Annotated in this window: 22 protein-coding genes; 21 read left to right on the top strand and 1 reads right to left on the bottom strand. The window is 56.0% G+C overall.

Annotation, left to right across the window (positions count from 1 at the left end; all coding sequences use genetic code 11):
- Positions 1 to 777, top strand: coding sequence for a creatininase family protein (locus tag ACFQ2I_RS23075; RefSeq protein ID WP_377568620.1), 777 nt, complete (start codon positions 1 to 3; stop codon positions 775 to 777).
- 4 nt (positions 778 to 781) lie between these two features.
- Positions 782 to 1,165, top strand: coding sequence for a RidA family protein (locus ACFQ2I_RS23070; RefSeq protein ID WP_377568618.1), 384 nt, complete (start codon positions 782 to 784; stop codon positions 1,163 to 1,165).
- A gap of 103 nt (positions 1,166 to 1,268) precedes the next feature.
- Here ACFQ2I_RS23070 and ACFQ2I_RS23065 read toward each other — a convergent pair whose 3' ends face one another.
- Positions 1,269 to 1,634, bottom strand: a complete 366-nt coding sequence (locus ACFQ2I_RS23065; protein ID WP_377568615.1) for a c-type cytochrome — start codon at positions 1,632 to 1,634, stop codon at positions 1,269 to 1,271.
- Between the two features lie 351 nt (positions 1,635 to 1,985).
- Here ACFQ2I_RS23065 and ACFQ2I_RS23060 point away from each other — a divergent pair, with 351 nt between their 5' ends.
- The 19 genes from ACFQ2I_RS23060 (at position 1,986) to yqeK (ending at position 19,772) form a co-directional block, all read left to right on the top strand.
- Positions 1,986 to 3,545, top strand: a complete 1,560-nt coding sequence (locus tag ACFQ2I_RS23060) for an ABC transporter substrate-binding protein (RefSeq protein WP_377568684.1) — start codon at positions 1,986 to 1,988, stop codon at positions 3,543 to 3,545.
- A 4-nt stretch (positions 3,546 to 3,549) separates the two neighbouring features.
- Entirely contained in the window at positions 3,550 to 4,554 is a 1,005-nt protein-coding gene (locus ACFQ2I_RS23055; RefSeq protein ID WP_377568681.1) for an ABC transporter permease, read from the top strand.
- Positions 4,551 to 5,399 (top strand): ABC transporter permease, encoded by an 849-nt coding sequence (locus tag ACFQ2I_RS23050; protein ID WP_377568612.1) that lies wholly within the window; start codon positions 4,551 to 4,553, stop codon positions 5,397 to 5,399. Before ACFQ2I_RS23055 ends, ACFQ2I_RS23050 begins: the two co-directional genes overlap by 4 nt.
- 36 nt (positions 5,400 to 5,435) lie before the next feature.
- Positions 5,436 to 6,353, top strand: a complete 918-nt coding sequence (locus tag ACFQ2I_RS23045; RefSeq protein ID WP_377568610.1) for an ATP-binding cassette domain-containing protein — start codon at positions 5,436 to 5,438, stop codon at positions 6,351 to 6,353.
- Entirely contained in the window at positions 6,343 to 6,942 is a 600-nt protein-coding gene (locus ACFQ2I_RS23040; protein ID WP_377568607.1) for an ABC transporter ATP-binding protein, read from the top strand. The genes ACFQ2I_RS23045 and ACFQ2I_RS23040 overlap by 11 nt, the downstream gene beginning before the upstream one ends.
- Before the next feature lie 13 nt (positions 6,943 to 6,955).
- Positions 6,956 to 7,975 carry a LacI family DNA-binding transcriptional regulator gene (locus ACFQ2I_RS23035; RefSeq protein ID WP_377568604.1) on the top strand — a complete coding sequence of 340 codons (1,020 nt, stop codon included), beginning with the start codon at positions 6,956 to 6,958 and terminating at the stop codon, positions 7,973 to 7,975.
- Between the two features lie 155 nt (positions 7,976 to 8,130).
- Positions 8,131 to 8,973: a sugar phosphate isomerase/epimerase family protein gene (locus ACFQ2I_RS23030; RefSeq protein ID WP_377568602.1), complete on the top strand. Its 843-nt coding sequence runs from the start codon at positions 8,131 to 8,133 to the stop codon at positions 8,971 to 8,973.
- Between the two features lie 137 nt (positions 8,974 to 9,110).
- Positions 9,111 to 9,563, top strand: a complete 453-nt coding sequence (gene spoVAC / locus ACFQ2I_RS23025) for a stage V sporulation protein AC (RefSeq protein WP_377568678.1) — start codon at positions 9,111 to 9,113, stop codon at positions 9,561 to 9,563.
- Position 9,564: 1 nt separating this feature from the next.
- Positions 9,565 to 10,587, top strand: coding sequence for a stage V sporulation protein AD (gene spoVAD, locus ACFQ2I_RS23020; protein ID WP_377568599.1), 1,023 nt, complete (start codon positions 9,565 to 9,567; stop codon positions 10,585 to 10,587).
- Positions 10,584 to 10,934 carry a stage V sporulation protein AE gene (gene spoVAE, locus ACFQ2I_RS23015; RefSeq protein ID WP_377568596.1) on the top strand — a complete coding sequence of 117 codons (351 nt, stop codon included), beginning with the start codon at positions 10,584 to 10,586 and terminating at the stop codon, positions 10,932 to 10,934. The genes spoVAD and spoVAE overlap by 4 nt, the downstream gene beginning before the upstream one ends.
- A gap of 171 nt (positions 10,935 to 11,105) precedes the next feature.
- Positions 11,106 to 12,062 (top strand): AAA family ATPase, encoded by a 957-nt coding sequence (locus ACFQ2I_RS23010; protein ID WP_377568593.1) that lies wholly within the window; start codon positions 11,106 to 11,108, stop codon positions 12,060 to 12,062.
- A gap of 1 nt (position 12,063) precedes the next feature.
- Positions 12,064 to 13,302, top strand: a complete 1,239-nt coding sequence (locus ACFQ2I_RS23005) for a DUF58 domain-containing protein (protein ID WP_377568590.1) — start codon at positions 12,064 to 12,066, stop codon at positions 13,300 to 13,302.
- Positions 13,299 to 15,572 (top strand): transglutaminase TgpA family protein, encoded by a 2,274-nt coding sequence (locus tag ACFQ2I_RS23000; protein WP_377568588.1) that lies wholly within the window; start codon positions 13,299 to 13,301, stop codon positions 15,570 to 15,572. The genes ACFQ2I_RS23005 and ACFQ2I_RS23000 overlap by 4 nt, the downstream gene beginning before the upstream one ends.
- A 115-nt stretch (positions 15,573 to 15,687) precedes the next feature.
- Positions 15,688 to 16,215, top strand: a complete 528-nt coding sequence (locus ACFQ2I_RS22995; protein WP_377568586.1) for a YqeG family HAD IIIA-type phosphatase — start codon at positions 15,688 to 15,690, stop codon at positions 16,213 to 16,215.
- Positions 16,212 to 17,336, top strand: coding sequence for a ribosome biogenesis GTPase YqeH (gene yqeH, locus ACFQ2I_RS22990; protein WP_377568583.1), 1,125 nt, complete (start codon positions 16,212 to 16,214; stop codon positions 17,334 to 17,336). The genes ACFQ2I_RS22995 and yqeH overlap by 4 nt, the downstream gene beginning before the upstream one ends.
- Before the next feature lie 46 nt (positions 17,337 to 17,382).
- On the top strand, positions 17,383 to 18,279 hold the full coding sequence (gene aroE / locus ACFQ2I_RS22985; RefSeq protein WP_377568580.1) for a shikimate dehydrogenase: 897 nt from the start codon (positions 17,383 to 17,385) through the stop codon (positions 18,277 to 18,279).
- A 26-nt stretch (positions 18,280 to 18,305) separates the two neighbouring features.
- Complete coding sequence (yhbY, locus tag ACFQ2I_RS22980) at positions 18,306 to 18,596, top strand: ribosome assembly RNA-binding protein YhbY (protein ID WP_377568577.1); 291 nt, start codon at positions 18,306 to 18,308, stop codon at positions 18,594 to 18,596.
- Between the two features lie 26 nt (positions 18,597 to 18,622).
- Positions 18,623 to 19,225, top strand: a complete 603-nt coding sequence (nadD, locus tag ACFQ2I_RS22975; protein WP_377568574.1) for a nicotinate-nucleotide adenylyltransferase — start codon at positions 18,623 to 18,625, stop codon at positions 19,223 to 19,225.
- A complete protein-coding gene (gene yqeK / locus ACFQ2I_RS22970) occupies positions 19,203 to 19,772 on the top strand; it encodes a bis(5'-nucleosyl)-tetraphosphatase (symmetrical) YqeK (protein ID WP_377568572.1) in 570 nt (189 codons plus the stop codon). The genes nadD and yqeK overlap by 23 nt, the downstream gene beginning before the upstream one ends.
- Position 19,773 lies beyond the last annotated feature (1 nt).

The following is a 19,773-nucleotide window of genomic DNA, read 5'->3' as shown; positions in this document are numbered from 1 at the left end:
ATGGAGGATATTCGATTTGGCGTTCATACAAGAGAACGGCTGAAAGCTCTCGCGCAAGATGGTTTTGCGGTCGTTGTGCCATTGGCGGCTACGGAACAACACGGCCCGCATCTTCCCGTAAGAACGGATACGGTGATTTGCGAACATATATGTGAAGAAGCCATCCGAATCGTCGGCAACCGCGCGAAGCTGTTGATGGCGCCGGTCATCGGCATCGGATGCTCGGAGCATCATTTGGCGTTCGGAGGCACCATTTCCTTCTCGGCGGCAGTCTATTTGCAGATGCTCCTGGATATTGGACGAAGCTTGCACGAGAGCGGATTTCAACGGATTATATTCCTTAACGGCCATGGCGGCAATGAATGGCAGATGCAGCAAGCGACAGCCGATATCGCGTTGCAATATCCGGTGTGGACGGCCGCCGCCTCCTACTGGAACATCGCTCGGCAGGCTCTCCTGCGAGCTGGTGCGGAGGAGTGCGGTCCTGTGCCCGGCCATGCCGGCGTCTTCGAGACGTCGATGATTATGGCAATAGCGCCGGATGAAGTGAAGGAAGAGAAACGGATTGCGGGCCACAAAACGTTAACATCCCCATCGCAAGGCATGGCTAACGTCTCTATTGGACGAAGAGGGCTGCTGACAGGTTATGACGGCGTTACGGATGCATCCATAATGGCTGCGAGAGAGAGCGGTGAGCAGTATGTCCGCGTGATCTCCGAAGCTGTTGCGCAGTGGTTGATTGCGATGGCAACACATATGGATTCGAAGGAGGGATGATTCAATGACGAATAAAACAAGTCTGCCATTCTCCTTGTCCTCCCGGCTCGGCTCCGCCGTATACGTTTCCGGGCAAGTCGGATTGGATCCGGTGTCGGGAGCTGTCGTCGGACCCACGCTTGAAGAACAGACTGTCCAGACGATGCGCAATATCCAATCGATTTTAAAGGGAGAGGGTCTGGATTTCAGTGATGTGAAGAAAGTGAGTGTATATTTGATAAAACGGGAGTTTTTTGACGAATTTAATGAAATATATGTCCGCTATTTCGAGGAACCGTATCCGGCACGAACAACGATATATTGTGATCTCAACTATGATTTGCTCGTGGAGATTGATGTTGTGGCGGAATCCAATGAGCATGCTCAGCGCTGCTCCGCTTCCGGATAGTCGTAGGCCGGCGTTTTCATCGTCAGCTCGAACAGAATGAAATAGAAGAAGAGCCTTGACTCCATAGCTGGAGCAGGGCTCTTCTTCTGTGCGCAGATATCCGTTATTTGAACTCTGACATCCAGTTCGTCAGATTGATGATATCTTCTTCGCTGAGTTTGTCTTCGAACGCAGGCATTCCGCCTCCGCCGCCGGAAATTTTCTTGAAGATCTGCTCCTTGCTGGAGGTAGCTCCGACCTGATTCAACGCAGGACCCATTGCGCCCTGGTATTCGTCGCCATGACAGCCCAAACAATTGCTCTTGTAGATAGATTCCGCTGCAGCCGCATCGACCGCAGTGTCCGGCACCGTGAATCCGGTATCTTGGTTCTCCCCAGTTTCTTCTTTAGCTGGCATTTCGAATAACAACAGATAAGCTGCCATTACACCTGCCACACCAAGAAGGACCGCCATTATCCACTTATGCATACCAACCCTCCTTTTCTCTATGTCCTATTATAATGATAAATTGCCCGGTTTGTACACCATATACTCTCATTGCGTCAATAGGAATATGCGAAACGTCACAGCCATGTCATAAAAAAGACAAATTTAATTATTTCCATGTAACCATAAGAGATTCTCACCGTGCTAATAGACTATAACACAACCCCATTGCTGCAAAGCTAAACGGTTCCTCCTTTTCAGACGATGAATGGGCTCAGATTGTTGTTCAATAAGGTCGTCAACGCATGCTACAATATGAGGTAAATGATACATATTTCATGAAGGATGGAGAGGTTGAAGTTGAAGGGGAGCAATGGGTACAAATGGCTTATCATGATTTCGATTATCAGCTTATTGTCCGCATGTATGGCCAGTCCGGACGCCAGCGTCAGAGAACGGGGGGATGAACTGATCGTAGCCATCGGCTCCGAGCCGGATGCCGGATTCGATCCTACCCGAGGGTGGGGGCGTTACGGCTCTCCGCTATTCCAAAGCACACTGCTGAAGCGGGACGATCAGCTTCGTATTGTCCATGACCTTGCTACAGGATACAGCGTTAGCGAGGATGGGCTTCAGTGGGAGATAGAACTGCGGGAAGATGTACAATTCTCCGATGGACAGCCGTTGACGGCGATGGATGTGGTCTATACGTTCCAGACAGCGGCCGCAAGCGGCTCCAGCATTGATCTGACAAATATGGAAAATGTCGAGGAACGGGATGGTGCGGTAGTGTTTACGCTCAAGCAGCCGCAATCGACGTTCCTGTATCAGCTTGTGGCGACAGGAATCGTGCCGAAGCATGCGCATTCCGATAAGTATGCCAGCGAACCGATCGGTTCGGGCCCCTTCCTGCTTCGCCAATGGGATCGTGGACAGCAGCTGATCGTGGAAGCGAATCCGCTCTATTATGGGGAGCGGCCCATATTCAACAAGCTGACCTTCCTGTTCCTGAATGAGGATGCGGCATTCGCGGCAGCGAAAGCGGGTGAAGTGGACATGGCCTACATCCCATCCACATTCAGCAAGCAGCCGGTGGAAGGCATGCATCTGATAGCGCTGCAGACCGTGGACAATCGAGGCATCGCATTCCCGTATGTGCAATCGGGTGAGGTGACGGAAGAAGGCATCGCCGTCGGCAACGATGTGACAGCGGATTCATCCATTCGCAAGGCAATGAATGTCGTCATTGATCGCCATGCGCTCGTCGACGGCATATTGGAGGGGCACGGAACGCCCGCTTATTCCTCCGTCGATGGCTTGCCTTGGTGGAATCCCGATACTGTTATACAGGACGGAGATGCGGAGGAAGCCAAGCGCATACTGGTCGCAGGGGGATGGAGCGACAGCGACGGAGACGGCATCATGGAGAAGGATGGCCTAAAGGCGGAATTCTCGCTGCTCTATCCCGCCGGAGATGCTACAAGACAATCGCTTGCGCTTGCAGCGGCGGACATGGCGCTTCAGGCAGGCATCGAAATTCATGTCGACGGCAAAAGCTGGGACGAGCTGGAGTCAGCCATGCACGCCAATGCGGTGCTGTTCGGTTGGGGAAGTCACGACCCGTTGGAGCTGTACGCGCTTCATGCGAGCGAGAACAGCGGCGTGGCGTATTACAATACCGGTTATTACGGCAACCCCGCCGTTGACGACTGGATGACGAAAGCGCTGGAGGCAACGACGGAAGAGGAAGCGATGAGCTACTGGAAGAAGGCGCAATGGGATGGCGAGACCGGATTCAGCGCGCTTGGCGACGCGCCGTGGGCGTGGCTTGTGAACATCGAGCACCTCTATCTGGTGCGTGACGATCTAGATATCGGCAGCCCGCACATTCAGCCTCACGGTCACGGTTGGCCCGTCACCGACAACATTGTCCAGTGGAAGTGGACGGATTGACGTGATGGGAAGCATACTGTGGCTTTACCTTCGTTTTTTCGGCACCGGCGCATTGCGTTTTGTTCTGCTCCTTTTTGCGGTCAGCACCATCAGCTTCGCACTTGTGAGCATGTCCCCGATCGATCCCGTTCAGGCTTATATCGGTGCTGATGTCCTGTCGGTAGGTCCGGAGCAGCGAGCGCAGATTGAAGCGTACTGGGGGCTTGACCAGCCGTTCGTGCAGCGTTATCTGAACTGGGCGACGTCTCTTGTGAACGGTGAACTAGGCGTGTCTATGATCTATCGGGAGCCGGTAGCCGATGTCATAAGCGGGCGGTTCATGAACTCGTTCTGGCTGATGGCTGTCTCGTGGCTGCTCTCGGGAGTCGTTGGCTTCCTTGCGGGCGTAGCTGCAGCGCTGCGCAGAGAATCCTGGCTGGACAAGTTCATCCGCAATTATTGCTATACGCTTGCTTCGACGCCATCCTTCTGGCTCGCCTTGCTGTTAATGATCGTCTTCGCGGTGTGGCTTCGCTGGCTCCCCGTCGGCCTTGGCGTGCCCGCAGGCCAGCTTGCGGAGGAGGTCACGCTGCTTGACCATATACGCCACCTGCTGCTTCCCGCGCTGACGCTAAGCATGGCAGGCATCGCCCCGATCGCTCTCCATACGAGGGAGAAATTGATTGCTGTGCTGGATAGCGATTACGTATTGTTCGCCAGAGCTCGCGGAGTGAGGGGGCTGGAGCTGATACGCAGACACGGCTTGCGCAACATCGCATTGCCCGCTCTGACGCTGCAGTTCGCTTCCTTCGGAGAGCTGTTCGGAGGAGCGGTGCTGGCAGAAGCGGTATTCTCCTATCCGGGCCTGGGGCAAGCGACAGTGGAAGCCGGCTTAAGAGGAGATGTTCCGCTGTTGATGGGCATTGTACTGTTCACAACTATATTTGTATTCGCAGGCAACGCCATAGCGGATCTGCTCTATCGGCTGGTCGATCCCAGATTGCGAATGAGCAGGAAGGAGGCGCTATGAGACATACGGCAATAGGGTTGGAGAGACATCGGAATGAGCGGACGCGCGCGATATGCATAGCGGCAACTGCAGCTGCGCTGCTGATCGCCACCTTGCTTGTAGCCGGCTTGACCGGCAGATCGGGGATTGGCGTACAATTGGAGCTTCGCAATCTTCCACCATCCCTGCACCATCCCTTCGGCACGGATTGGCTGGGAAGAGATATGCTAGTCCGTACGTTCAAGGGCTTGGCGCTAAGTATCGGTATCGGAATGGCAGGAGCGCTGTTCAGCGTGATCATGGCTACGGCTGCGGGGCTTGCCGCGGCGACGCTGGGCAGAGTGGCTGACCGAATCATAACTTGGTTAATTGACATATTCATGAGCGTGCCGCATCTGGTGCTGCTCATTCTGATTGCATTTCTATGCGGCGGCGGCATGAAGGGCATCGCCATCGGCATTATGGCGACACACTGGCCCGCTCTGGCACGAGTCATCCGCGCCGAGGCGATGTCGCTTAACCATTCGCATTATGTGGCGGTCTCACGCAAGCTGGGAAGATCGCGGTACTGGATCATGTCCCGGCATCTGCTGCCCGGCGTGCTGCCTCAAGTGATGACGGGGCTGCTGCTATTGTTTCCGCATGCGGTGCTGCATGAATCGGCCATAACGTTTTTAGGACTCGGCTTGCCGCCCAGCCAGCCGGCTATCGGCATCATTTTGTCGGAATCGATGAGGTACCTGACTTCCGGCATGTGGTGGCTAGCTTTATTCCCCGGCTTGTGTCTGCTGGCGACTGTCCGCACTTTCGATGCGCTGGGCCAATCGTTGCGGCGTCTCATTGCTCCCGGTAGCGCGCAGCTGTAACGCATGGGGATAGATCAAGGGAGGGAGAAGCTGAATATGGTTGTGCTAGAGATTGAACATTTATCCATTTCGTTCCGTCGCTATACAGCCGGATTACGACAGGGATGGACGAAGGCGGTCGACGATATCTCTCTGCAAGTAAAGCAAGGTGAAGCGGTCGCGATCATCGGAGCGAGCGGGTCTGGCAAGAGCCTGCTGGCCCATGCCGTCATGGGACTGCTGCCGCGTAATGCCACCACGTCGGGGACGATTCGATACAACGGCAAGCCGCTGGACGAGGGGGCTCTGAGACAGCTGCGGGGACGTGACCTCCTGTTCGTGCCGCAGTCTGTCACCTTCCTGGATCCGCTCCTTACCGTCGGCTCCCAATTGTCCACCCGCAGCTCCGGTCAGGAAGCGCATGCGAAGCGGAGAGGCCTGCTAAGACGGCTAGGCCTCGGGGAGAAGGCGGAGTCATTATATCCATTCCAGCTGTCGGGCGGCATGGCGCGGAAGGTGCTTCTGGCGACGGCTTCCTCAGCCGAAGCGAAGCTTATCATCGCCGACGAGCCGACGCCGGGAATGGGCGCCGACGATGCCCGCGAGTCGCTGCAGCACTTAAGGGAATTAGCCGACGCAGGGGCGGCCGTCCTGTTCATTACGCATGACATTGAAGCGGCGCTCCAGGCTGCGGATCGTGTCGTGATGCTTTATGAAGGGATGGCTGTTGAGACGGCTCAGGCGAGCGATTTTCGAGGTGACGGAGAGTTGCTGCGCCATCCTTACAGCCGTGCGCTGTGGCGCGCGCTGCCGCAGAACGGCTTCCATCCGTTGCCCGAGAGACGAACAGCCGCTTCCGAGTACGGCTGCTTCTTCGCATCATGGTGTCATGAAGCAAGTGCCCGCTGTGTCAGCGGTATGCCGTCTCCTCGCATTGTGCGTGGAGGAATTGCGAGGTGTCATCATGCCACTTGAAGGCAAGGGGCTCGGTTGGCGGTACGGGAGCGGGGATTGGCTGTTCCAATCGCTTAACATCACCGTATTGCCCGGGGAAGTAGTAGGGTTATTCGGTCCCAGCGGCAGCGGCAAATCGACGCTCGGCCGTCTTCTCGCGGGATATATGCCGCCGATGCAAGGCGAGGTGCTTGTGGGCGGGAAGCGAAGGAGCGGACATGAGCATGATGCGGTCCAGCTTATCCATCAGCATCCGCAGCTGGCTGTGAATCCCGGCTGGCGCATGAAGCGGGTGCTGTGCGAAGGCTGGAGGCCGGACGATAGCACGCTCGCAGCGATGGGCGTTATTCCCGGCTGGTCCGATCGGTTCCCCGGCGAGCTGTCCGGGGGACAATTGCAGCGCTGCTGCATTGTACGTGCGCTTGGCCCGGATACGCGTTACTTGATCGCCGATGAGATAACCGCCATGCTCGACGCTGTATCGGCCGTCCAGATCTGGCACGGATTGCTTCGCATCGCGGAAGAGCGTCGCATAGGCTTGCTTGTCATCAGTCACGATCAGGCTTTGTTGGAGCGTATATGTGATAGAATAGTAGCAGAATTTCATTGACGGGATGGTAGACATGGCGAAGCGGAGCAAAGTAACGATACAACAAATTGCAGATGCGGCCGGGGTGTCGAAGTTCGCCGCATCCAGAGCACTGTCGGGCAAATCAGGCGTCAGTGACGAGACAAGGGAGATGATCGTCAAGACGGCGCTCCAGCTCGGATATTACAACAACACTCTTAGGCGAAAGATGCCGATTGCCGTGGAAGGGCGGGACGCTCCGGAGGAAGGCACAATCATTGTCCTCTTTCCCGATGTCCGTTATCAGAATGAGGAATCCGCTTATTGGGGGCCAATCTTCGAGGGGATAGCCGCCGGCATTGCCGAGCGCGGCCTCCACATGATTACGGTAACGGAGCCGACAGGCGAGGGGTTGTTCCATGTGCTGAATCCGGAAGCGATTATAGGCGTCATTACGATCGGGGAGGTGTCCGGCGGCGCCTTGCTGGAGATGAATCGCTTGGGCATGCCTGTCGTCATGGTCGACCATGTCGACCCTGTACACAGGACGGATCTCATCAGCGCGGATAATTACGGAAGCATGCACGATCTGATGACTCAATTGATTGGCAAAGGGTACAGGACGTTTCAATTTGTCGGTCATATAGCTTATGCGCACAGCTTCCGAGAGCGGTGGACAGCTTACGAGCAAGCGCTGCTTGGATTCGGGCTGCAGGCGCAGCAGGACAGCCGACTTATCGGGGAGGAAGCGGAGCGATTGGAGCAGTGGCTGCCTGCAGCGCTGGGGGAGATGCAGCTGCCGGACGTATTCGTCTGCGCCAACGATCACTTGGCCGTGCAGCTATTGGAGGCGTGCCAGGCGCTAGGCATTCGCGTGCCGGAGCAATGCGCCGTAACGGGCTTCGACGACACGTTCCCCCAAGCTTGTCCTGCGCTTACGACCGTGCGCGTGCATACGGAGTGGATGGGGCGCCGCGCGACGGACAAGCTAATGTGGCGGATTGCCAACCGATCGGCTCTGCCGGAGAAGGTTATGATCTACGGCGAGCCTCTGCTGCGGGCTTCGACCCGGTAATCGCAGCTCCCAAGCTGTTATATTCACAGTGGACTATAACGGATGACAAGTCATATCGTCTCTTTCCTCTTTGGGGAAATTAGCCTATGATAATAAGGAATGAAGCCTGAAGAAGGAGTTCCTGCAATGGAACGGACGATAGGAGTGTGTTGATCATGTTAAGAGGTCTTACCGGCGCAGGAATGGGCGCCCTCTCGGGAGGAGAGGAACTGATCCGGCTTGCGGGGAAATACGGTTTTCAGTCTGTCGATGTGGATGCGCTTCCGTTAATCGAGAAGCTGGGAGAGGAAGGAGCGGCCGGACTGCTGGACGAGCACGGCGTATCCATCGGCTCAATCGGTTTATCCGTGCAGTGGAGAGCCGGGGAAGCGGAATTTCTGGAGGGACTGCAGCGGCTGCCCGACCAAGCCGCCGCGGCCAGGTCGCTCGGCTGCACGCGCTGCTGCACCTACATATTGCCGTCGATCGATAGCGCGCCTGCGCACTTCATGGCCATCGCGACGAGACGCCTTCGCCAGTGCGCGACGGTGCTTGGCGCTTACGGCATATCGCTGGGGCTGGAATTTGTGGGTCCGCATCATCTGCGCACGCATTGGCGCCATCCGTTCATATGGACGATGGAAGAGACGCTGGACTGGGTCGCTGCAATCGGCGAGAGCAATGTCGGGCTGCTCCTTGACGCGTATCATTGGTATACGACCGGACTTGGGACTGACGCCATCCGGTCGCTCCGGGCGGAGCGGATTGTGCATGTCCATATTAACGATGCGCCGGATGTGCCGGTAGAGCAAGCGCTGGACAACGGAAGACTTTATCCGGGAGAAGGAATCATCGATCTGTCAGGCTTTCTGAATGCGTTACATGATATCGGCTACCGCGGTCCCGTCGCGCAAGAGATTTTGACGGCCGAGCAGCCGGCAGAATCGCCAGATCAGTTGGCGCAGCGTTCCAAGGCGGGTTTTGACAACGTATTTGCGCTTGCCGGACTGCCCTACTAGACTCGAACGACGGAGATGTGTGCGGATAAGAAAGGCGACAATGACAAATAATGAACGGGAAGGAAGGTCGATCATTTGCATGAAGGAGGAAGTCAACTTTGGCATCCAATGGATCAACCCCGAACCGTTACAAAAAAATGACGATGTCGCCGAAGGAGTATCAATCCTTTGCCAAATCAAAGGAGCCGCCGCGCTCCATATTGGGCAACTGCCTGAAGGCTTTCCTGATCGGCGGCAGCATCTGCTGTGTGGGACAAGCCATTAACGAGCTGTTCGTTCATCTGATGGATATGACGCCTGAGGAAGCGAGCAATCCCACAGTCGCCGTCCTTATCCTGCTGTCCGTTATTCTGACCAGCCTTGGGGTGTACGACAAGCTGGCCCAGTTCGCAGGCGCAGGCTCGGCCGTTCCGGTTACCGGCTTTGCCAATTCCATGTGCTCGGCGGCGCTGGAGCATCGCAGCGAGGGTCTGGTGCTCGGCGTAGGCGGCAATATGTTCAAGCTGGCGGGAGCCGTAATCGTCTTCGGTACGGTGGCCGCCTTCTTCGTAGGCATCGTCCATCTCATATTGGGCACCGGAGGACAATGATATGCTGCGCGGCAAACAAACGTGGTGGTTTCACAATCGTCCCGTCATCATCGGGGCGGCAACCGTTGTCGGTCCAGACGAAGGCGACGGGCCGCTAGCAGACGAATTTGATTTTGTTCATCCGGAGCTGGACATGCAGCAGAAGAGCTGGGAGAAAGCGGAGCGGCTGCTGCTGGAGCAAGCTTCGGAATTTGCCATTCAGAAGGCGGGTCTCGTACGCACCCAGGTGCAATTTTTTGTCGGCGGCGATCTGATGAATCAGATTATAAGCAACAGCTTCACCGCCAGGGCCCTCGGCATCCCGTATATCGGCGTGTTCGGCGCCTGCTCCACTTCCATGGAGACGCTGGCGCTTGCCTCCTTGCTGGTGGAGAGCGGAGCAGCGGAATACGCGCTGGCAGGCACCTGCAGCCATAATTGCACGGCGGAGAAGCAATTCCGCTATCCGACGGAGTACGGCTCGCAGAAGCCGCCGACGGCGCAATATACCGTTACCGGGGCAGGTGCGGCGGTCATTGCCAAGTCAGGGGCAGGTCCGGTCGTGGAATGCGCGACGGTGGGCAAGATTGTCGATCTGGGCGTGAAGGACCCCTTCAATATGGGAGCTGCGATGGCGCCTGCTGCCGTAGATACGATTCAGACGCATCTGGAGGATACAGGCCGCACGCCTGGCGATTACGATCTGATCGTCACGGGCGATCTGGCTGGCGTCGGCCATCCCATCGCACGCGAGCTCCTGTTGAAGGACGGCGTGCAGATCGACCATACCACATTCCAGGACTGCGGTCTGATGGTGTACGACGTCCAGAAGCAGAAGGTGCAGGCGGGCGGCAGCGGCTGTGCGTGCTCGGCCGTCGTCACATACGGTCATCTGCTTAAGAAGCTGCAGGAGGGCAAGTTGAAACGGATACTAGTCGTCGCGACGGGCGCACTGCTATCCCCGCTATCCTTTCAACAGGGGGAGAGCATCCCTTGTATTGCCCATGCGGTGGCGATTTCGTCGGAAGGGAGCGTGCAGCGATGATCTTCTTATGGGCGTTTGTTATAGGAGGAGCAATCTGCGTGCTAGGTCAGCTGATGTTCGATGTGCTCAAGCTGACGCCGGCGCATACGATGGCTACACTCGTTGTGCTCGGAGCGATTGCCGACGGTCTGAACTTGTACGAGCCGCTGATCAAGTTCGCGGGCGCCGGAGCGACTGTTCCCATTACCAGCTTCGGCAATGCGCTCGTTCACGGCGCGCTGACGGAGCTTCACAATTCAGGCTGGATCGGGGTAATCGCGGGTATATTCAAGGTGACGAGCGCCGGCATATCCGCAGCGATTATTTTCTCCTTTCTCGCCGCTCTCGTCATTCGGCCCAAGGGCTGATTGCCAGAGGAAGACAGCTGGATGATTGAAGAGATGGGGAGTCCTGTGGGATTCTCCAATTTTTTTTGTAGCGACCAGCATTTGTGTACCCCTGCGAAAATACTGTAAAATGATAATATTCACTTAATTTTATGGCATATTATCATTTTCATTTTTCCGGGAGGTAGTGAAATGGCAATTATCCAATCATCTGACATGGCGTTATGCTCCAGAATCGTTGAAAATTTGGAAGCTTGTATCCTGGGAAAACGAATGGAAATCGAGAGGCTGCTAATCGCTGTCATGGCCGGTGGACATGTGCTTCTTGAAGATGTGCCCGGCACGGGAAAGACGCAGCTTGTACGAGCATTGGCCAAAGCGATCGGCGGTCAGTTCAGACGCATTCAATGCAATCCCGACCTGCTGCCTACCGATATAACAGGCGTATCGATTTATCATCCGAAGCAAGAGAAGTTTTTGTTCCGACCAGGTCCTGTTATGACCAATATATTGCTGGCCGACGAGATTAACCGGGCGACGACGAAGACGCAATCGGCCTTGCTGGAAGCTATGGAGGAAGGGCATGTGACGGTGGACGGCGAATCCTACGAGCTGCCTGACCCCTTTATCTTGCTCGCCACTCAGAATCCGATCGAATTCGAGGGCACCTACACGTTGCCGGAAGCGCAGCTTGACCGATTCATGATGAAGCTGTCGCTGGGCTACCCCTCCGAAGAGCACGAGCATGAAATGGTGACGACGGGGATCAGGCATCCTTCGGAGTCGGTGCAGCCCGTCATCGAAGTGTCTGACATGGTCGGCATTCAGCAGCAGGTGCTGGCCGTCCATCTGGATGAAGCGGTAGGCGATTATCTGATCAAACTGGTGAGGTCCACGCGCGAGCATGCGCACGTGCTGCTGGGAGCGAGTCCGCGTGCAGCCATATCGCTTTCCCGGGCCGCTCGTGCAAGCGCATACCTGCAGCAGCGCGATTATGTGACGCCGGACGATGTGAAGGAGCTGGCGCCATACGTATTGTCGCACAGGCTGCTGTTGGCGACGGAAGCAAGAATGAACGGACAGCGGGCTGAGGATATCGTAGCGGAAGTTATCCAGGCTGCGAAAGTGCCGGTCCGGCTAGAGCGATAATATGCGTGCGCACAAGGAGAAGCAGCGCCGCACGTTACTGATCGCATCGCTCTATTTGTGCAGTCTGTTTTATTTTTTGTTCCAAGGCGGCAAGACTGCACTGATGTTGTTCGTCATATTGAATTTGTTGCTTATTTATCTATTCCTTGGTCGCTGGAGCGGCATTACGAGGGTATCGGGCAGCAGAACGTTCCTGAACCGCGGTTCCCACGTTCATGAAGGCTCAATTACGGCGGGCAGCTCACTTGAGATCGGATTGCAGGTGAAGGTGCCGGGCATCTACCCGCTGCCTTATATAATCGTAAAGGATACACTTGTCCGGCATGATGGAGGGAGCAGCGTATTCGAGACTTCCTTCATTCCAGGCTGGAAGCGCATCGGTTCCGTGCGTTATACGACACCGCCTCTGCGAAGAGGGGAGTACCGATTCCGCGAGACGGAATGCGAGGCGTCGGATATATTCGGCCTGCTGAAGCATACGGGCAGCTTTCAGTCGGAGTCCGTATTCAGCGTGCTGCCTCAGACGGTGCACCTGCGGAATTGGAGCGGTTTCCAGCGCGGCATCCGCGGACCTTATTCCCATGCGGCGGCGTCTCGCGCGGCGAAGGAGACGACGCAGCTGGACGGCATCCGCGAATATTTGCATGGCGATAAGCTGTCGCGTATCCACTGGAATGCGACAGCGAGGACGGGGCATTGGAAGTCCAAAGCATTCGAGAGGGAATCACTGCCTCGCACGATACTGATACTGGACCGTTGCCAGGCTTCATACGGGAAAGAGGCAAGCAATACATTCGAGCTGGCCGTATCGGTTGCAGCCTCGCTGCTGGAGCATGGCTTGAAGCGTGATACGGCGATGGGCTTGCTGTCGATAGGCGATCGCTTGACCAGCATGCCGCCCCGCTCCGGTCTGGAACAACGCAACGCTATGATGAAGCATTTGACCTTCGTCCATGCAGATGCGCAGCAGGCGTTGTCCCTTGCTTTGCCGCTTGCGGAGTCTTCCCTGTTGCCCGGCTGCTTCGCGCTTGTCGTGTCGGGGGAGACGGGGGGCGGGATGCTTCAGACGATGGAATGGATCTCGCGCAGAGGCATAACGCCTTGTCTGCTTCATGTCGGAGACGATGCAGAGCAAGATACGGCGTGGAAAGCGATGATCAGGAGCCGCGGTTGGCTGCTGTATGATATTCGTCACTTGCATGAACTTCCTGAAGTGTTGGAAGGGAGCGGGATCGCATGAGCGGAACTGTAAAGAAGCGCAAGTTGAAGTTCAATTATTGGTACGAAAGGCTGACGGGATTGTTTGTCGCCGCGATCATGGCAAGCTCGTTAGCGGTGTTCGAAGGCTACTGGTGGCCGGAGTCCTTCAATATCGCCTATTTCAGTCTAATTTGCGGAGCGATCATTCATCTGTTCATACCTGTCGGGCGCTCAACGATCAAGCTGGCGCTGGCCTTTATGTCGGCATTGCTGATAACAATTAGATTCGCCAGATTCGACAGTTCGATCGCATTGTCCGATAACAATCCCACGGAGGAATGGCTGCTCCGTCTGCTGGACTTCGCTGTGCAGCTCCATCCTTTCATATGGATTGGCATGGCTCTCCTGTTCGGTCAGCTTGTATTCAGCGCTTGGGCGGTTACACGCCCGAGAGTGTTCGGGCTTATCGGGATGGCGTTGATTATGTTGACGGTTACGGACTCATTCACGCCGATCTGGCTCTGGGACAACGTCGCTCTCGTCGTATGCTTCGCTCTGCTCTGGCTTGTGGCGGATCACTTATCGCAGCTGCAGCGGAGGCATCCCGACAGCTGGAGTCATCTGATGGAGTATCCGTTTCAATTAATCGCTCCCACTGTCATCGTGCTGTCCGCGCTAATGATTGCAGGCATGAATATGCCTTCGCTTGCGCCGATGCTGCAGGACCCGTACACTCTGTGGAAGAATGCCCGCGGCGAAAGTGTAGAAGTGTTCTTAGGCGAGAAGGCGGTGTTCAACGATCCCGCGCCGTCACCTAGCGGCAATGCAAGCTCGGGATACAGTCGCGACGATAGTGTGCTCGGCGGCGGATTCGACTTCGATCACTCGACGATGATGACAGTGACGACGACGCACAGAAGCTACTGGCGAGGCGAGACGAAAGGCCTGTATACCGGTCAGGGCTGGGACTACTATGAGGAGAAGTACATTAACAGCATCTCTGCCGAGGAAGTAGCGTACGGAGGAGAGCTTGAGGAGAATGTCGACCGCTCCCTAGCCGAGACGATTATGGTGGATCAGATGGTGACGATGGTGCGCGAGGACCGTTACCCGGTATTGTTCAGTGCAGCGCCTGTCTCTATCGTTCATCAGGTCGGAACGGAGGAACAGCAATTTCCGTCGAGATTGCTGGATTGGCTGCCCGACACATGGGAAGTGAGGCTGCCGCTGGGCGATGACCGGGCGTACCCTCAGACCTATTCCGTCACATCGGAGGTAACAGTTTTGGATGAGGAAGGGTTGCGGCAGACCAATGCGAAGGTGGCTGGGGGCTCGCTTCACGAGCAATATGTGCAGCTACCGGAGTCGCTGCCTCAGCGGGTTCGCGATCTGGCCGCCGAGATTACGGCGGAGGCCGCTACCGATTATGACAAGGCGAAGCTGCTGGAATCTCACCTGCGGTTGAACTATTCCTACAATAATAAGCCGGATTTGTCCAAGCTGCCTGAGGACAGCGGGGATTTCGTCGATGGCTTTCTGTTCGAGCTGCAAGAGGGGTATTGCGATTACTTCTCTACCGCTATGGCTGTCATGGCGCGAAGTGTAGGATTGCCCACGCGCTGGGTGAAGGGATTCACACCTGGTGTGCTGCCGATGGATGCTTATTTGCCTGAGCTGAGTCAAGGTCTTCCGGAAGATGAAGTGATGAACCCCGACGGCGCAGGCACGTACACGGTTCGTAACTCCGATGCGCATTCCTGGGTGGAAATCTACTTTGAAGGCTACGGCTGGATACCGTTCGAGGCGACTGCGGGCTTCTCCTTTCCTTACTCCACTCCGGAAGGAGCTGCTCCTCTGGAGCCGTCCGTACCTGATCAGACGGAGGAGAACGGACAGACAACGGCTGAAGAAGAGACACAGACGTCGTCTACAGGTTCCCTGATCGGGACGATCGCCGGCTTCGCCGTTCTTCTGTTGGCACTGGCTGTATGGGCATATATGAAGCGAGAGAAGCTGCGAATGTACTTGAAGCGGTTGGAACGCCGTACGCATTCGGCGAATGAACGCGTCGTACTGGACATGAACCGGCTGCTCCGCAAGTGCGTCAAGCACGGGATGGCTCGCGAGGAACATGAGACGTTGCGTGAAGCAATCTTCCGATGGTCCGGCAGCTACAAATGGCTCAAGGATGATCTATCCGCAGCGCTGCTTGACTTCGAACGCGCGAAGTATAGCGGTTCTCAGCTGACGCATGACGAGGCCGACCAATTCTCGACCCGCATCAGACAGATTATGCTGCAATTAAAGTAAGCGCAGAGTACCGTTCGCCACCAGTCGGCGGGCGGTATTATTTTGCAACAAATTGAATTTATATGGTATAGTTTCGTAAGATAGCAGAGAGGTAGAAGGAAGAGGGATTGCAGGTATGCTTGAGAAGTTACTGCCGAATATGCGCGTCAATTCGGTATACGATATCGATCTGGAGGAACTGGCGGCGCGCGGCGTGAAGGGCATTATTACCGATCTGGACAATACGCTGGTCGGTGCCAAGGAACCGCTCGCTACGCCGGAACTGGTGAAGTGGCTGGACAAGTTGAAGGCAGCCGGCTTCCGCGTCGTTATTCTCTCCAACAATAACAGTTTGCGGGTAAGCAGCTTCGCTGCACCGCTGCAGGTACCGTTCCTGCACAAGGCGAGGAAGCCGATCGCGAAGTCGTTCCGCAGAGCGCTGAACATGCTCGGACTGAAGCCGGAGGAGACGGTGATGATCGGCGACCAGATGCTGACAGATGTGCTGGGCGGCAACCGGATGGGACTCTACACGATACTTGTGACCCCCATCGCTCCGCTGGATGAAGGATTCACGACTTTAATTAATCGAAGAATTGAACGAATAGCGCTGTCGAGACTTCGCAAGCGCGGTTTATGGTATGAGGAGGAGACACACAGATGAAAGAAGAACAATCCAATTCCTCCCTATCCTGCGGAGGTTGCGGCGTAAGCTTGCAGACAGAAAGCCCGGAATTGCCGGGGTATGTGCCCCAAGCGGCGCTGGAGCGGGAGCCGATTATTTGCCAGCGCTGCTTCCGGATCAAGCATTATAATGAAGCGGCGTCTGTTGCCGTCGATCAGGATGATTTCCTTCGATTGCTGGGAGCGATCGGCGGAACAAGCAGTCTCGTCGTCCATATCGTCGATCTGTACGACTTCGAGGGCAGCTTAATCTCGGGCTTGAGCCGCTTCGTCGGCAATAATCCCGTCCTGCTCGTCGTGAACAAGATCGATCTGCTTCCGAAATCGTTGAATACGAACAGGGTTCGCAATTGGGTGCAGCAGCAAGCGAAGGCGCTGGGACTGCGGCCGGTCGATGTCGTCTTGTGCAGCGCGAAGCGCAATATAGGCTTCGAACGGGTCATCGAGGCGCTGGACTATCATCGCAAGGGACGTGACGTATACGTTGTAGGTGCGACCAACGTAGGCAAATCGACGCTGATTAACCGTCTTATCTCGGATTACAGCGATATGGAGCAGGAGCTCACGACTTCCCGCTATCCTGGAACGACGCTGGATGCAATCCGCATCCCGCTTGACGACGGAAAGGCGATTATCGATACGCCGGGCATTGTATACACGAGCAGGCTGACAGAGGTCGTTCCGCGCAGCTTTCTTGGCGCCTTGCTGCCGGACAAGCCGATCAAGCCGCTCGTCTATCAGCTGAATGACGGCCAGACGCTGTTCATCGGCAGCATCGTTCGCTTCGACTTCGTGAAGGGAAAACGTCAGTCGTTCACGCTCTATCTCTCCAACGCGCTCAATATCCATCGGACGAAGCTGGAACGCGCCGACGAGCTTTACCAGGAGCATAAGGGGGAGCTGCTCGGTGCGCCGAGCGAGGAAGAACTTGCTTCCGTTCCGGAATGGACGAGACACAGTCTGCAGGTAGCCAAGGGGAGCAAGCAAGATGTGTTCGTGTCCGGACTTGGCTGGATAAGCGTCAATAGCACGCAAGGGGCGCAACTGGACGTATATGCGCCGAAAGGCGTCAAGGTCATGCTGCGTCCTTCATTGGTATAACGCTGCAACGTCTATAAGGGCTTGACGACGGGGCAAGCTGGACACAATGGGAGTAAGGGGGAGAGATGCTGTGACGTTAGGAGCATCTGGTTTGTCGATTGACAGCCATACGATTTTATACGGGGTTATCGGAGACCCCGTACGCCATTCCCGATCGCCGCTTATGCTGAATCGGGCGTTTCAAGAGAAGGACATTAACGGCATCTATGCCGCATTCCATGTAACGGCGGAAGGTCTGGGCGATTTCGTCAGGGGTGTCAGGGCGATGGGCGTAGGCGGCGTCAATGTCACGATTCCGCACAAGCTGGGCGTTATGGAATGGCTGGACGAGATTGATCCGGCAGCACGAGCAATTGGTGCGGTGAATACGATTGTGAACAGGGGCGGCCGGCTTGTCGGTTACAATACGGACGGCATCGGCTATGTCCGCTCGCTGAAGGAGGAAGCCGAGCCGGAGCTGTCGGGCAAGCGAATCGTCGTCATCGGAGCCGGCGGAGCCGCAAGAGGAATTGTATATGCGCTGATCGGCGAGGGTCCGGCAAGCATCGCAATCGTCAATCGGACCGCTGATCGCGCGCACAGTCTCGCGGATGACTTCCGGGAGAAATTCCCTGCGCTGCAAGCCGACAGCTACGATGCGCTGCCCGGTCTGTGCAGCGAAGCGGATATTGTCATCAATACGACTTCCGTGGGCATGTATCCGAATACGGAGCAGTCGCCTGTCGATGCGGCATGGCTGAAGTCGGGAGCCGTAGCCAGCGATCTGATCTACAACCCGATGAAGACGTTGTTCCTAACAGAAGCGGAAGCGCGCGGCTGTCGAATCCATGGCGGACTGGGCATGTTTATTTATCAAGGGGCATATGCGTTCGAATATTGGACGGGCGAGGACGCTCCCGTAGCTGCCATGCGGGAGACGGTGCTGACATCGTTGCAGTCTTAAGTTGTGACAAAGAAGGAGCTTATACAATGCTAACAGGTAAACAAAAACGATTCCTGCGCTCAGAGGCGCATCATCTTCAGCCTATATTCCAAGTGGGCAAAGGAGGCACGAACGATCACCTCGTTCGTCACATTGAAGAAGCGCTGGAGGTACGGGAACTGATTAAAGTATCCGTCTTGAATAATTGTCTGGACGATCCCAAGGAGATCGGTGCAGAGGTGGCGGAGGCTGCTGGGGCCGAGCTGGTGCAGGTCATCGGCAAAACGATCGTTCTATACAAGGAGTCCAAGGATCACAAGACGATCGAATTGCCATAGCAAGGATAGCGAGGGGGCGACGCGAAATGCGGCATATCGGCATTATGGGAGGAGCTTTCGATCCCATTCATACCGGACATCTGCTGGCGGCGGAAGCGGCAAGGGATGCCGCCGGATTAGACGAGGTGTGGTTCATCCCCTCCGCAGTATCCCCGTTAAAGTCGAATGAGCCGGGTGTAAGCGGGGAGCAGCGCTACGAGATGGTCTGTAAGGCGATCGAAGGAAATGAAACGTTCCGTGCGCTCGATCTGGAGCTGCATCGGGGAGGCGTCAGCTATTCCATCGATACGATAATCGAGCTGCAGTCGCGCTATCCCGATTGCAGCTTCGCTTACATTATCGGCTCGGATCGGATACACGATCTTCATCAATGGCACAGAATCAACGAGCTTGCGGAGCGAATTGCGTTCATCGGTCTGGAACGACCTTCAGAAGCGCTTCGCATCGAAGCGCTTCCGAATTGGCTGAAGCAGCGGCTGACAATGGTGGACATGCCCGCAATCGGCATCTCTTCCACCGCGATTCGCCGACGGCTTGCAGAGGGGCGTTCCGTTCGCTATGCTGTGCCGGAGCCGGTGTATCAATATATAAGGAGACGCGGATTATATGAAGCGAGACCAATTGATTGAGCGCGTGAAAGCGGAGATGCCGGAGCGCCGGTGGCTTCATACTGAAGGCGTGATGGCTGCTGCGGTGGTGCTAGCCGAGCGGTTCGGCGAGGATGCGGAGCGGGCGGAATTGGCCGCTATCCTGCACGATGTCGCCAAGTATTGGCCGGTAGACCGAATGGAGCTCATCATATCCGAGCAGCATCTTCCGGGCGATCTTCTGGCTTATGACAAAGAGCTGTGGCATGCGCCTGTCGGGGCGTGGGTTGCGCAGCATGAATTCGGCGTGACGGACAACGAAGTGCTTGATGCGATACGTTATCATACGTCGGGACGAAGCGGAATGTCGAAGCTGGAGAAGATTGTATGGCTTGCGGACTATATAGAGCCCGGAAGGGATTTCCCGGGCGTGGATAGGATTCGGGAACTAAGCGCGAAGAATTTGGAAGAGAGCATGCTTGCAGCTTTCGACAATACCATTGCCTTTCTCATTGCGAAGGGCAAGCGAATCTATCCGCTAACGATTGATGCGCGCAATGATTTGATCCAACACATTAAGGGAGGATAAG

Source organism: Paenibacillus chungangensis, assembly GCF_042675905.1.
Lineage (GTDB): Bacteria > Bacillota > Bacilli > Paenibacillales > Paenibacillaceae > Pristimantibacillus > Pristimantibacillus chungangensis.
Note: the sequence above shows the minus strand (reverse complement) of the source record. Positions and strands in the feature narration are given on the sequence as shown.